The organism is Nitrospirota bacterium (assembly GCA_016219645.1).
GTDB lineage: Bacteria > Nitrospirota > Nitrospiria > Nitrospirales > Nitrospiraceae > Palsa-1315.
Window position 1 is genome coordinate 365,273 of sequence record JACRLR010000016.1, and the last position, 14,083, is coordinate 379,355.

The window sequence follows — 14,083 nt, forward strand, 5'->3', positions numbered from 1 at the left end:
ACGTGCTCTATTTATCTCCCTTGCGCCTCTTTTGCCTCCCTCCTATACGCTCGCGTTCGCGTTCGTAACCGACGGCGGCATAGTACAGCGCGCGATCGAAGAACTTGCCGAGTAGGAACAGCAGCTCCAGCTCCCCGTGTAGTTCCATGGCGGTATCAGACAGGCCTTCGCGCTGGACAAAGATCCGCAGGTGCTCCTTGGTTGAGGTGACGGCCCAAAGGAAGTGGCTGTAGGCCACCCCCTGCTCGCAGCGGCGTGTCCCCAGCTCGGTGTAACGCTGCTCTAGCTCGGCCTCGGTCTTGTTCAGCAGCCAGTCACTTAGGTTGCGGTAGATCTCATGGGTGCGGGCTTCGAGTTCGGCTGACGGGACTTTGTGCAGATCGCTGCACCGGGGGGAGTTCCAAACCTTCTCGCTGAGCTCGCGGGAAAGCCGTTCAGAGTGCTTCTCGATGAGCTCCACTAATCGGATAGCCAGCATAACAATCCTCCATCTTACATACCAAAATTCTATGCCGTGGGGGCGAAGAAAAGCAAGCCGATAGATAAATGGTTTGGGAGCATCATGGCTCCTCAGGCGCTGTCACGTATCCGTCGCGAGTGCAGGTAATGGCCGTTACGATTGCAACTCGGGGATAGATGTAACGAAAAGATCAAAAAGATAACCATCTCCAAATGGGCGCACGTCGCACTTGGATACGAAATCTACGGGGATTTCGAAAAGTGATGAGGCTTTGTCCCCTGAGCGAGGGAACGTGAGTATATGGAAGTTTTTTGGACGAGCCAGATATTTTTCTATGTCCTCGTCAGAGGCATACCCGACATAGTACACAATTCCATCATGATGTTTATGAATTTCTAACGAGGATGTGTTGCCACGTTTAGTACGTAGTGATTCAACGTTGCACATTGAGAACCCGTATACTCCATTCGGCACATCCTGTATTTTTATTCCATCTTCCAGTTCGGTTAGTGCTCTAAGTTGGTGTTCTCGCCGTAGGGCCAGGACGTCTTTGGGGGCAGTTTCTACGTCCGGTATCTTCCGGACATCGCGCTGGGTGTTTTGTGTTTGATTATCTCTATTCCAAATGCCGGCGATGTCGATGGAGGAATTCAATTTGACAAGGAGGTAACCCAATATCGCCAACACAACCAGCACAATGATCAGATACAAGGGCCACCGTTTCATATCTATTAGGATACGCCGAAGCCCCCCCCAAGTAAAAAATAATAGGGAAAGAGAGGCTTGTGTTGCTGCTGCCGGAGGTTGGGGCGGAGGAGATAGACCTAAAGAAGCTCACAATGTGTCGTGTGGGAATGCTGTATTCATTCTGGATTCAGGTCGGATAATAGGCGTATTTCAATAAATCAACAGATCCGAACGAGAAATGTATAGAAAGCAGACCTGAATGTCTGTTGACGATGGCCCGTTACGCCTGGAGCTGAATAAGTCTGGGAAAACAAGGATTTAGTATTCGATAGAGCCTAGAACTTGTATGACGCGCACAGCTCTTCCCACTCACTCCTAACTCATGGAGTGGGAAGAGCCACGGCAACTTGCAGTCTTCTGAACTTTCACGGTACAGATGTCGTAGCGTGAAAGACCTACTCAACGGATTATCGTAAAATACAGACAAACGCACATGCTGTGCGTGCCATTATCTGTCGTATGGCGTAAACAATATCAGAGCTGCTCCCGCCACGAATACACCGACTAAGCCCGCCATGGGTAACCAGATTTCCATAATAACCTCCTAGGTTTGGTGGTGGATTTGACTATGGCTTACACTAATGTTGTTTATCATTCAGTTCGGTAGCCCGATATAATCATTCGGGGGCGAAGTTACCACAAGCCACCGTTTATAGCAACTAATATAAACCAATGATTTTTTAGGGACATATTGCTGGATGGCCCCAACATCAATCATAGACCGGCCAAAAAGAGGGGAGTCTTGTAGGAATGAGAAGGATCCGCTAAAGAATAGCCCGATGGAATTGCTTGTGACCGAAGCGCGAATTGAGTTTGTCTCGTGAGCTGGATACACTGGCCGATGGGCGGCTGGACCATGCCTCATGCAAGGTCTTGGAGATCCAGATGAGGATATGGGGGAAACAGGCAATATTGTGGATTGGAATCAGTCTCATGACGGGCGGGCTCTGTCTCGGGGCAGGGGAGCAACAGCCCGTGGAGGGCGGGTACGTAGCTTCGTCGGTCGAGGCAGGTCGAGGGAGGGATAATGCTCCCATGGTTTTCATAGCTTCAGGTCCCTTCACGATGGGTAGTAATGAGGGGCTTCCCAATGAGCGTCCTGAACATACCGTGGCACTTGATGCTTTTTATATCGATAAGTATGAAGTCACCCTGAACCTCTATCAGAAATTTCTGGAAGCAGAGAAACGCGAAGCGCCGCAAACATGGGACGATGAGGCTGCGACGACGGTTGGAGATCGGCCAGCCATTGGAATGACATGGGAGTCGGCGGCTGCCTATTGTAACTGGGCGGGGAAACGACTTCCAACCGAGGCTGAGTGGGAGAAGGCGGCGCGGGGGGGTGACACGCGTCGGTATCCGTGGGGGGATATGCAGCCGTTCGTCGACATTGCAAACTATAATCGAGGCATATGGGTGAGTGAAGCCATTACATTGGCGGCGGTCACCAGTGGTCTTGAGGGAATGAGTGTCCGACATGGGTTAAAAGAGGGAGGGAAAAGCCCGTTTGGTGTTTTCCACATGGCAGGAAACGCGGCAGAATGGGTGGCTGACTGGTATGAGCGGGACTATTATCAAAAGAGTCCTGAGAAGAATCCACCAGGCCCCGCTTCTGGGGAAAAGCGAGTGCTGCGAGGTGGATCGTGGGCGGATTTGCCCTCTGCGTTGCGTGTGACGGCGCGCTTTTCAGCTGAGCCTGATTTCGAGGATCGAACGACGGGATTTCGCTGTGCGATGGATGCAACAAAGTGAGTAGCGCTGGCTTGATGCAGGCCGGCGAATGTTCGCGTTGACCAAAATAGTCAGGCCATCGGCGATATTGGTTCTATGCCTGAACGATCTATCACACCCCTCATCGTGGTCGTATTGCTCCTCGGGACCCTCCTGGCTCTCCGTTCCCTCGATCCGCCTTCCTCGGAGACGTTGACGCCTGTTTCACCGGTAGCGGCGCTCGTTCCTGACATGGTCCCGTTGGTCACAGGAAATGAACCGATCTCGGAGATCTTTACGAAAGCCGGTTGCCCAGTGTGCCACATCGTACCGGGCATTCCGGGGGCCGATGGGCGAGTAGGCCCACCTCTTCTATTAGCCACCACAGGACCCGCCAGATTGGCCGATCCGGCATACCGAGGCCACGCGAAGACGGTGCATGACTACGTGATCGAATCAGTCATTGAACCGGGATTGTTCGTCGTACCGGGATATCCTTCCGGCACGATGCCGAACTGGTATGGCGCAAAACTCAGCGGCCTCGCGCTGGAAAAAATTTCGTCATATCTCGAACGCCAAGGGGCGGCAGCAGTTCAATAAGCACAAAGATCTTCGCAGGATTGTTGATGAGCCGTGTGGGCTTGGAGGGGACCTATCGTTTGCGGAGGGGGGTCACGTTTCCTGAGGCGTGACCTTGGATTTTAAAGGCATCGGTTGAAGAGGTACCTGGTCTCTTGTCGAGGAGGGCGTTAACTGCGTCGTCGCCTCTCAGGCCTTCGATCTTGACCTTGAGCCGGAGATTATTGGCGCTATCGGCATTGATCAGGGCTTGTTCGAGCGAAATTCGTTCCTCCTTATACAGGTGGAACAAGACGTGGTCGAAGGTCTGACAGCCTTCGTCAAGCCCTTGCTCCATCGCTTCTTTGAGCAAATCGACCTCTGATTTTTTGATCAGATCCTTTATCCGGGGGGTGTCGAGCATGATTTCCAGCGCGGGGACACGTTTCCCATCCAGAGATGGCACGAGCCGCTGAGAGACGATGGCCCGAAGATTGAGCGACAACTGGAGATAGATCTGCGCATGGCGCTCCACCGGGAAAAAATTCATGATGCGCTCGATCGCCTGGTTCGCATTGTTCGAGTGGAGAGTGCCGATGCAGAGATGTCCGGTTTCCGCGAAGGTGATCGCGGCTTCCATCGTTTCGGTGTCCCGGATTTCGCCGATCAGAATCACATCCGGCGCCTGCCGCAGGGTATTCTTGAGGGCATTTTGAAATGAAAGGGTGTCAAAGCCCACTTCTCGCTGCGTCACGAGCGATCGCTTATGATTGTGAACGAACTCGATCGGATCTTCCACGGTGACGATATGGCCGGGATGGGTGGAGTTACGGTGGTCGATCATGGCTGCGAGGGTCGTGGACTTTCCGGAACCGGTGGCTCCGACAACCAGCACCAATCCACGCTTGGTCATGGCGATGTCTTTGACAATCGGAGGCAAGCCTAGCTGCTCGACGGTTTGAATCTCGGCTTTGATATGCCGAAACACCAAGCCGACATTCCCTCGCTGGCGAAAAATATTCACACGGAAACGGCCGAGCTCCTTATAATAGAGAGCCAGGTTCATTTCCATCTTTTCTTCGAATTCTTCGCGCTGTTGACCCCGCATAAGTGCCAGCGCAAGGGCTTCGAGTTGTTCGTTGGTAAACGGTGGCGCGCCGGTTTGTTGTGTCGAACCGTGGACGCGATACGTGGGAGCCGAGTCGACGGTCAAGTACAGGTCCGACGCCTCTTGATCCACCATGACTTTCAACAGACTGCGAACATCCATTGCAACCCCCGTGTTCTTGCCAGGTATCTTTAGGCTGCGCCGCCCATTGAGGTTCCAAACAGATTGGGATTCATGCTCCGAGACTGGGCTTCGCCTTTGGTGACGACCCCGCGGGACGCCAGCTCGAATAGCGCCATGTCCATCGTTTGCATACCGTCTTTCTGACTGGCCTGCATGATTCCAGGAATCTGGTGTAATTTACCTTCTCGGATAAGATTCCGGACCGCGGTCGTGGCGACCATGATCTCGAGGGCAGCGACACGTCCGCCTGCTTTTCTCTTCAGTAGAGTTTGGGTAATGACTGCTTCCAAGGCTTCTGCGAGCTGTGTGCGGATTTGAGACTGCTGGTTTGGGGGAAACGCGTCGATGATGCGGTCGATGGTTTTCGGCGCGCTGGAGGTGTGGAGCGTGCCGAAGACCAAGTGCCCCGTTTCCGCCGCAGTCAACGCGAGCTGGATGGTTTCCAAATCGCGCATTTCACCCACGAGGATGATGTCCGGGTCTTCGCGGAGGGATGCTCTCAGTGCGTTGGCGAATGACAGGGTATGGACGCCCATCTCCCGCTGATTCACGAGGCATTTTTTCGTTTTGTGGATAAATTCGATCGGATCTTCGATTGTGATGATGTGGCCTTCGAACGTGTTGTTCAAATAATCGACCATGGAGGCCAGGGTGGTCGATTTACCAGACCCGGTTGGGCCGGTCACAAGGATCAGTCCCTTTTCCCGATCGCAGAGCTGCCGTACAATGGGAGGCATTCCGAGTTTTTCCAGCGGAATGATCTCCGTGGGAATATTTCGGAAGACGGCGCCAAGCCCGCGGTGTTGGACGAAGACATTGACCCGGAATCGCGCGATGTCTCCCAGTTCAAAGGAAAAATCGCACTCGCGCTTTTCCTCAAAATTCTTCCGCTGCGTATCGCTCATCATGTCGTAGATCAGCGCGTGAGTTTCTTCCGAGGTGAGTGAGGGGTGATCGAGTTTCTTAAGATCTCCATTGATGCGGATCATCGGCGGTTCGCCCGCACTGATGTGACAATCCGATGCACCCTCCTTGGCCGTGAAGGTCAGGAGCTTCGAAATATCCATGAAGGGGACTCCTTGGCAAATGCAGATTGTGAAATGATAGCGTCAGACTTCTAGACTACGTGGGAGCATGATGCCATAGGATGATGAAAAAGCAAGAAAATAGCCGGAAGCGGCTGAGTATATTCTCCGGTGGCCTATCACAGAGTGAGGCGGGGGATTCGATCAGATCAGTCCCGACAATTGTCCAGCACGTTGAAATGCGGTGAGGGCCTGATCGATCTGGTTCACGGTGTGTTCGGAAGTCACCGTGACGCGGACGCGGCTGGTCGCGTTCGGAACGGTAGGAGGCCGAATCGCCGGAGCATAGACACCTTCTCTGAACAGGTGCTGGGCAAACGTGAGGGCAATCTCAGCATCGCCGACGAGGATTGGCATGATGGGAGTGACGGTGGGGGACAGGTTGAATCCCAATCTGGTCAATCCTGTGAACAGGCGTTCACGGTTAGCCCACAGGCGTGCACGTCGTTCCGGCTCTCGCTGCATGATGCGTAGGGCTGCCGTGACGGCGGCAGCCGAACTTGGTGGAGGTGCAGTGGTAAAGATGAAGGACCGGCTCGTGTTCATGAGGTAGCGGATCAATGTCGAAGGCCCAGCAAGGTAAGCGCCGCTGCTGCCGAAGGCTTTACCCAACGTACCCATCTGAAACGGGAGATCCGCATTGATGCCGAAGTGTTCGGCTGTTCCTCGTCCATGCAGTCCCATTACGCCAGTGCCATGGGCATCATCGATATAGAGGTCGGCTTCATAGTCTTGAGCCAATTGACTGAGTTCGGGCAATGGCGCAAGGTCTCCATCCATACTGAACAGGCCGTCGGTCACAATCAGGGTCCGTCGCACCCGGCGCCGTTTTGCCAGAAGGGACTTGAGGTGATCAGTATCCTTGTGGCGATAGACCCGAAAATCGGCTGCGCTCAAACGGCAGCCGTCGATCAAGCTGGCATGGCTCAAACGGTCGGCCAGGACCAATTCGCCTCGCCCGATCAATGCAGGGATAGTTCCGATATTGGCAAGGTAGCCGGAGCTAAAAGTTAGCGCGGCTTCGGTTCCCTTGAATTGTGCCAGAGCGGACTCGAGCTCTTGATGAGGCGGCAACGAGCCTGAGATCAGTCGAGCGGCGCCGGCGCCAGCACCAAACCGTTGTGTCGCCTCGATGGCAGATTGAACCACTTCCGGGTGCATAGCCAACCCCAAATAGTCGTTCGAGGCGAACAGAAGAATCTGGCGTCCTGCCATCTCAACCGACGGACCGGTGCCGGAATGGAGGGGCGTGAGGTGCCGGGTCAGGTGCCGCGCAGCCAGTTCTTGTAGTCGTTGTTCAAGCATCAGACGGTGCCAGTCATACACGTGGCGGAGCGAGTGCCTTCTGAGAGTCGACAGGTAGTAGTTGCCTCATTGACAAATTCGTGACATCCTTAGTATAAGCGCGCACACAAATCGAGGAAACAGACCTCACGCTCTCCGACGAATCCATCCATGAGCTACCGCATCAAGGTCCCGGCGAAAACTCTTCCGGTCGATGAAGCTCATATGCTGAGCTGGCTTGGCCAGACGCTGCATCGATCACAGGGTTATCGACGCCCCCTGTTAGTCGGTTTAGGGGTATTGCTGCTCGCCTCCGCCGTGGTCGGAGGGGTGTTTTATGTTGACCGCCAGGCTGTGCAGAAGGCACAAGACCTAGAGCGGGAGGCGGTGCGCTTTTTGACTGTTCCGTCTGCCGGTGATGCACAGAAGGCCGATCACGCAGTAAAAGAAGCGATCGCGAGGTATCGGCAGATTGCCGATCAATACCCACGTACCCCGACGGCACCACTCGCCTTGTATCATTTGGGGAATATGTTGGTCCAGACCAATGACCTGAGTGCAGCGATTGAGGCCTATCAACGATTTCTTGCATCCTATGCATCGAACCCGTCATTCGCCGGGTTGGTACAACAACGCTTGGCGTATGTCTACCTGCTCAAAGGAGATCGGGACCAAGCGATGAAGGCCCTTACCAGTATTTTGGAATCCCCCGGCACGCTGAACAGGGATCAGGCGTTGTTTGAGCTGGCACGTCTGGAGGAGTCCCAATCGCGCCCTGATGCGGCGGTGGCTCGGTATCAAGAACTGATCAAGACCTATCCAAACTCTCCTTTCACCAGTGAAGCAACGATTCGAACTAAGATCATTGATGTCAAAAAATCGCAAGAAACAATGCCTGCCTCGACATCGACAACCCCGGCTGCGCCGTCCCCAACCGGTAAGAAGAGCCCCTAGCGGGATAGCCGTGCGAGTTGGTCGGTCTTGCTAACCAGATAAACGAGACAAATCTGAAAAACCAAATAAAGGTTTTCTTGGGCTGATGGATCAGGTCGACTTCCGGTTAGCGACTGATAACGAGAAAGTCGCCCGGTCGAATGGTTGGGCTGGAAAGGCTATTCTTCGTTTTGAGCGTGTTGAGCGGGACGCGAAACCGCTTCGATACCTTTCCCAGCGTGTCTCCTGTGCGGACTTTATACCAGCGAGAGGGCTCGGCGGTTGCAAACTGAGCCTTGGCCGGTAGAGGCGGAAATTTATAGGTCGGGATCCGGTCAAGCACCTGTTCCACTTTTGCTTTCGTTCCTACCGGAACCTTCAAGTGATAGGTCTCATCACCAGGGGGTGTCGCGTCTCTCCGCAACTCGGGATTCAAGAGCCGGAGTTCTTCATAAGGAATGCCGGTGGCGTTGGAGATCGTGCGAAAATGGACAGGCCTTGTGATGATCGCTTCATCAAACTGATGCGGCTCGGCAGATTCCTGAGAGAAGCCGTATCGATCAGGGTTCCTTGCGATAATCGTGGCGGCCATAAATCGCGGCACGTACTCCTTCGTCTCGCGCCGGATCAATCGTGTCTTGGAAATCTCGGAAAAGCTTTCGGCCTTGGATTTGTGGAGGGCTCGCATCACCTTGCCCTCTCCCGCATTGTAGGCGGCCATTGCAAGCGGCCAGGTCCCGAAGAGGTCGTAGAGATCGCGGAGGTAGCGTGCCGCAGCGACCGTGGACTTGATGGGGTCCCGACGTTCATCGACATAGTTGTCTATGCGGAGCCCATAGGTCTTGCCCGTACCCTTCATGAACTGCCAGGGGCCGGTCGCTTTCGCGCGTGAATATGCGTAGGGGTTGAAACCGCTTTCTACCAGCGAAAGATAGACCAGATCACTGGGGAGTTGAAATTCCGTGAAGATTGTATCGACAAGTGGGCGGTAACGACTAAGCCGGATGAGCCATTGCTCAAAGCGACCACGGATGGATGTATTGAAGTAGTGAATATGGGCCTGGACCGACGGATCCATCACAATCGGAACATTATAAATCGCAGATTCCGCCTGATTTGTGCCGCTCTTAGAGGAGTTTGGGGTTTGGGCCAGTTCAGCCGGAGGATTGAAGGCGTCCGAAAACCGAGCCGTAGCCGGTGCATTTTCTGCTGGGTTCAGCTCTAAGAGGTCTTCAGCTCTCGGAACGCTACTAGTTGGAGTTGTGAGATCACCGATGGCATCTGTAGTCGGGCCTTCGGTATCCAGCGGGACCAGATTTGCGTCGGGGTCGTCTTCAGCCGCTACGTTTTCGTCCACGGGCGTAGGCGGGACAACGGCAGGGGATTCGGAATAAGTTGCAGCCTGCACCACCATAGTAGGTGTGCAGAAGCTGAACCCCATCCCGATGAAGAGAGCTATTGAGAGGATGGTGTATCTTGGCCCGAGAGTCAGCATTGACACCTTGTGGCAATCAGTATCGTGAAAGAGGTTTGTCATGTTCTGTGAGGTTAGACTATCGATGGGCTGAGCTCTTGTCAAGAAATCGCAAAAGGAATGGTACCCCTCTTTGGTCGTACAGAGGCTAGGAGCTGTGGTTGCCCTACAAAAATGGTCAATGAAAGTAGTGCCGGTTCTAACGATCACAAGAGTCTGAAAATACACGTATCTACAGGGTTCTCCGCCTTGACAGCTTTGGGGGGCAATGGTATCGTCCCTCCGTTCTCTGTGAGATTTTTCACGCTTCATTATGGTTAGGAGGATCAGTCGATGTTGAAGCAGTACTTGCTGGCCCCCGGCCCGACACCTGTACCACCAGAGGTTCTGTTGGCCATGGCGCGGCCCATGTTCCACCATCGTGCCCCTGAATTCGACAAGGTCTTTGCAGATGTCCGTGACGGACTTAAATGGCTGTTCCAAACAAAAAGCAACGTACTCATGCTGGCGGCTTCCGGTACCGGAGGCATGGAAGGTTCAGTGTCTAATTTTCTTTCTCCCGGTGACAAGGCTCTCACGATCAATGGGGGAAAATTCGGCGAACGATGGACAAAGCTCTGCAAGACGTTCGGGGCCGAGGTGACTGAAATCAAGGTGGAATGGGGGCGAGCCGTCAATCCTCAAGCGGTGGCCGATGCGTTGAAAAAAGATCCAGGGATCAAAGCGGTGTATGTGCAAGCGAGTGAAACGTCTACCGGTGTGGCGCATGACGTCAAGGCTCTTGCGGAGATCGTGAGACACTATAGCGATACCATACTTGTAGTGGATGCGATCACCGCCCTCGGAGTGTTCGACATCAAGACTGATGAGTGGGGGGTCGATGTCGTGGTCACCGGGTCGCAGAAGGCGCTGATGCTTCCGCCTGGCCTGGCATTTGTGAGCGTGAGCGATAAGGCCTGGAAATTGGCAGAAAAGGTAAAGAACACGGCCTTCTATTTCAATTTCAAGAAAGAACAGGAGAATCAGCTGAAGAATCAGACAGCCTATACACCGGGCGTGTCTCTCATCGTCGGTTTGCAGGAAGTCCTGAAGATGATGAAGGCGGAGGGGCTTGCGGGGCTCTTCGGTCGCCAGGCCATACTTGCGAAGGCGATGCGCGAAGGGATACAGGGCGCCGGTTTGGCGTTGTTTCCCAAAGAGTCGCCCAGCGATGCCCTCACGGCTATTTCAGCGCCGGAAGGGGTTGACGGCCAGGCCATCTATAAAAACTTGCGCGTTCAGTACGGTATTACCGCGGCCGGTGGGCAAGACCATTTGAAGGGTAAAATTTTCCGGCTTTCTCACATGGGCTACATGGACCGGTTCGATATCATCATGGCGGTTGCAGCTGTCGAAATGGTGCTCAAAGGGTTGGGCCATCCTGTGAAACTTGGCAGCGGTGTCGCGAAGGCGCAGGAAATTCTAATGGCCTAGGGGTGGCGTCTCAAAGCTCTTACGATGATAAGGCAGGCACAATGGGCATGAAAATTCTCATCAGCGATAGTTTGTCAAAGCAGGGCGTGGAACTGTTGGAGAAGGCTGGATTCACCGTGGTTGTGAAATCCAAGATGCCGAAGGACGAGCTGTTCAGGGAAATCAAGGACGCAGATGGACTGATCGTACGGTCCGGCACCAAGGTGACGGAAGAACTGATTGCGGTGGCCGAGAAGTTGAAAGTCGTCGGGCGAGCCGGGTCAGGGCTGGATAATGTCGATACTCCTGCGGCTACCCGTCGGGGCATCGTGGTCATGAATACGCCGGGCGGAAATACGGTCACGACAGCTGAACACACGATGTCGATGATCTGTGCGATGAGCCGAAGGATCCCCCAGGCGACGGCCTCGGTCAAGGCAGGCAAGTGGGAAAAAGACAAGTTCATGGGAGTTGAACTCTATAATAAGGTGCTTGGTATTGTCGGTGTAGGGCAGATCGGCAGCCATCTGACGAAGCTAGCACAGGGAATCGGCATGAGCGTGATCGCCTACGATCCCTATTTGGCCGAAGAGCGCGCAGAGAAGATGGGCGTCAATATGATGCCGTTGGCTGAACTCTTCACGCGCGCCGATATCATCTCTGTCCACACGCCCTTGACGCCTGAGACCAAGGGCCTGATCAATGCGCAAATGATCTCGACGATGAAGCCGGGTGTCATGATTGTAAATTGTGCCCGCGGGGGAATTATTCACGAGGGAGATCTGTTTGAAGCGTTGAAGGTCAAGCGCGTGGCCGCCGCCGCATTCGACGTGTTTGAAGAAGAGCCAGTAAAGGCGGACCATCCGTTGTTGACCTTGGACAACTTTATTTGTACGCCGCACATTGGAGCTCAGACGACTGAGGCGCAAGAGAATGTGGCCATCGGGATTGCGGAGCAGATCGTCGACTATTTCACGAAAGGTATTGCCAGGGGAGCGGTCAATATTCCGTCTGTCTCTCCGGAGCTATTGCCGAGGCTTCAGCCCTATCTGTCATTAGCCGAGCAGCTTGGGAAGATGCAAACTCAGTTGTGCGAAGGCGGGATTGAACGAGTGACCGTAGAGTACAGCGGAGAGGTGGCAAGTTTGTCAATCGCGCCACTCACAATCGCCGTACTGAAGGGATTGCTGACACCGGTGATGGAATCGCCTGTGAACTATGTGAATGCGCCGATTGTTGCGAAAGAACGTGGTATTGAAGTGAAGGAAGTAAAGAGTTCCGATGCGGGAGATTTTACCAGCTTAATCCGTGTACAAGTGGAGGCTGGGAAGAAGTCGCACCAGGTGGCCGGCACGCTGTATCACAAGAAAGACCCGCGCGTTGTCCAGATCGATCAGTTCAAAGTTGAGGTTGTGCCGGAAGGACACATGCTCCTGATTCTAAACATTGATCGCCCGGGTGTGATCGGGATGGTGGGGAAGGTACTCGGCGACAGCCAGATCAACATCGTCCGGATGCAATGCGCGCTCGAGAAGCGGGGAGGGAACGCGTTGCTCATCATTGGATCCGATGCGATCTTTCCTGAGGCGGTGCTTGAGGCGATCAAATCCAGCAGGGATATTCTTTCAGTCAAAGTCGCGGTTCTGTCTTAATTCCCCGCGCCAATCCATCAGGTCCGCCATGGTCTCCGCTCCTCCGAAGCCACGCATTCCTTCGGGACAGGCCGCATCGTCTCGCGAGCGCTCGCTTGTCCCTGTAGGCATGGCGACGATTCTTCCTCATGCGGCGAAGCAGGTCCGCCGCCTTGAAGAAGACTTGCTCTCTCATATCAACTGTTGGGGCTACGACGAGATTATTCTTCCCACGTTTGAATACCTCGATGTGTTAGCTCCAGGGCTTGAGCCGGAACTAATCGAGCAGTGCTATCAATTCGTCGATCGTACGACGGGCCGCACGTTGCTTCTCCGTCCGGATGCCACGGCGCAAATCGCCAGAACGGTTGCGATGGGGCTTACGGGGACGATGTTGCCGTTGCGGCTCTCGTATCGAACGTCTGTTTTCCGCTACGAACGAGAACACGCCGGGCGCGGCAGGGAAATTTTTCAGGTCGGAGCCGAGCTTATCGGCCTCGACGACGTGACGAGTGACAGTGAAGTGATCGGTCTGATGATCGAATGTCTCCAGAGAATTGGTCTCCAGTCCTTTAAAGTGTCGCTGGGGCATGTGGGATTTATTAAGGGGCTTCTGCTGCGATCGGGATTGTCGGCGCTAGGGCAGAAATTGGCTGAGCAGGCGGCGGCACGGAAAGACCTCCCGAGGCTAGAAGAGGTTCTTGCGAGCGAGCGTATCTCTAAGGCCGCAGCACGGGCCATCCGGGAAGCGCCTGAACTGTATGGTCAAGAGGAAGTCTTGTCACGCGGTCTGGTCCTCGCGGCCGGCGATCTGTCATTAGCCGCTCCGCTCGAACGGCTGGGTCAGGTGTATCGTTTGCTTTGTGCGGCAGGGCATCGGGATTCATTGCTTCTGGATCTCGGAGAATTCCGCGGGTTCGATTATTATGATGGAATTGTCTTTGATGTGTTTGCCGCAGGGGTTGGAGCGGAGTTGGGCGGCGGAGGACGATACGATCATCTGATCGGTCGATTTGGGCGGCCACTGCCCTCAACCGGGTTTGGCTTAGATGTCGACCGGCTTTTCCGCACCGTGGAGTTTCTTGATGAGCGATCAGTCTCGGCGAGAGTGGATTATCTTGTCGCGGCGCCGGCTCGGGCTACCCGGTTGTTGGCGGAGTCCGCAGTGCAGTTGCGTCGGACTGGATCACGAGTGGTGCAGCAGATTGTGAAAGGGAACGACGCGGCCCTTATTGCTGCCGCTGTGGCGGCAGGGTCAGCCCAGCAGGCAGCAGCCGTTGTCGTGGTCGGTGCACCAGGGATAGACCATGATGACGTACTGGTAGTCGAATCCCTCCCTGTCCACATGCCTGGCCGTCGCAGAGGGAAGATGGGCTTTCCTGCGAAGAAGATGGCGTTTGCGGATCTGGTGGCCGTGGCTCGTCGGTCTCATCGGCAGGCAAAGGAACAGTCATGAAA

12 protein-coding genes are annotated in these 14,083 nt (G+C 54.5%); 6 read left to right on the forward strand and 6 right to left on the reverse strand.

Annotated elements, in window-relative coordinates; translation table 11 throughout:
• Window positions 1–7: 7 nt before the first annotated feature.
• Together HZB34_06125 and HZB34_06130 are read right to left on the reverse strand one after the other, a co-directional pair.
• A complete protein-coding gene (locus HZB34_06125) occupies window positions 8–478 on the reverse strand; it encodes a hypothetical protein (protein ID MBI5315530.1) in 471 nt (156 codons plus the stop codon).
• A 135-nt stretch (window positions 479–613) separates the two neighbouring features.
• Window positions 614–1,171, reverse strand: coding sequence for a hypothetical protein (locus HZB34_06130; GenBank protein ID MBI5315531.1), 558 nt, complete (start codon window positions 1,169–1,171; stop codon window positions 614–616).
• Between the two features lie 969 nt (window positions 1,172–2,140).
• Here HZB34_06130 and HZB34_06135 point away from each other — a divergent pair.
• Window positions 2,141–2,959 (forward strand): SUMF1/EgtB/PvdO family nonheme iron enzyme, encoded by an 819-nt coding sequence (locus HZB34_06135; protein MBI5315532.1) that lies wholly within the window; start codon window positions 2,141–2,143, stop codon window positions 2,957–2,959.
• A gap of 75 nt (window positions 2,960–3,034) precedes the next feature.
• Window positions 3,035–3,517, forward strand: coding sequence for a hypothetical protein (locus HZB34_06140; protein MBI5315533.1), 483 nt, complete (start codon window positions 3,035–3,037; stop codon window positions 3,515–3,517).
• 52 nt (window positions 3,518–3,569) lie between these two features.
• Here HZB34_06140 and HZB34_06145 read toward each other — a convergent pair whose 3' ends face one another.
• From HZB34_06145 to bioF, 3 genes are all read right to left on the reverse strand, one after another.
• Window positions 3,570–4,745 carry a PilT/PilU family type 4a pilus ATPase gene (locus HZB34_06145; protein ID MBI5315534.1) on the reverse strand — a complete coding sequence of 392 codons (1,176 nt, stop codon included), beginning with the start codon at window positions 4,743–4,745 and terminating at the stop codon, window positions 3,570–3,572.
• Window positions 4,746–4,774: 29 nt separating this feature from the next.
• Window positions 4,775–5,833 carry a type IV pilus twitching motility protein PilT gene (locus tag HZB34_06150; GenBank protein ID MBI5315535.1) on the reverse strand — a complete coding sequence of 353 codons (1,059 nt, stop codon included), beginning with the start codon at window positions 5,831–5,833 and terminating at the stop codon, window positions 4,775–4,777.
• A gap of 162 nt (window positions 5,834–5,995) precedes the next feature.
• Window positions 5,996–7,156: an 8-amino-7-oxononanoate synthase gene (gene bioF / locus HZB34_06155; GenBank protein MBI5315536.1), complete on the reverse strand. Its 1,161-nt coding sequence runs from the start codon at window positions 7,154–7,156 to the stop codon at window positions 5,996–5,998.
• Window positions 7,157–7,306: 150 nt separating this feature from the next.
• Between bioF and HZB34_06160 the strand changes: the two genes are divergently transcribed.
• A complete protein-coding gene (locus HZB34_06160; GenBank protein ID MBI5315537.1) occupies window positions 7,307–8,089 on the forward strand; it encodes a tetratricopeptide repeat protein in 783 nt (260 codons plus the stop codon).
• 106 nt (window positions 8,090–8,195) lie between these two features.
• Here HZB34_06160 and HZB34_06165 read toward each other — a convergent pair whose 3' ends face one another.
• Complete coding sequence (locus HZB34_06165) at window positions 8,196–9,563, reverse strand: transglycosylase SLT domain-containing protein (GenBank protein ID MBI5315538.1); 1,368 nt, start codon at window positions 9,561–9,563, stop codon at window positions 8,196–8,198.
• Between the two features lie 312 nt (window positions 9,564–9,875).
• On the opposite strand from HZB34_06165, the gene HZB34_06170 reads away from it, so the two are divergent.
• From HZB34_06170 to hisZ, 3 genes are read left to right on the forward strand one after another with little or no spacing between them, the layout of a single operon-like run.
• Window positions 9,876–11,015 carry an alanine--glyoxylate aminotransferase family protein gene (locus tag HZB34_06170; GenBank protein ID MBI5315539.1) on the forward strand — a complete coding sequence of 380 codons (1,140 nt, stop codon included), beginning with the start codon at window positions 9,876–9,878 and terminating at the stop codon, window positions 11,013–11,015.
• A 47-nt stretch (window positions 11,016–11,062) separates the two neighbouring features.
• Complete coding sequence (locus tag HZB34_06175; GenBank protein ID MBI5315540.1) at window positions 11,063–12,646, forward strand: phosphoglycerate dehydrogenase; 1,584 nt, start codon at window positions 11,063–11,065, stop codon at window positions 12,644–12,646.
• A gap of 28 nt (window positions 12,647–12,674) precedes the next feature.
• Window positions 12,675–14,081 (forward strand): ATP phosphoribosyltransferase regulatory subunit, encoded by a 1,407-nt coding sequence (gene hisZ, locus HZB34_06180; protein MBI5315541.1) that lies wholly within the window; start codon window positions 12,675–12,677, stop codon window positions 14,079–14,081.
• The last annotated feature ends 2 nt before the right edge of the window (window positions 14,082–14,083 follow it).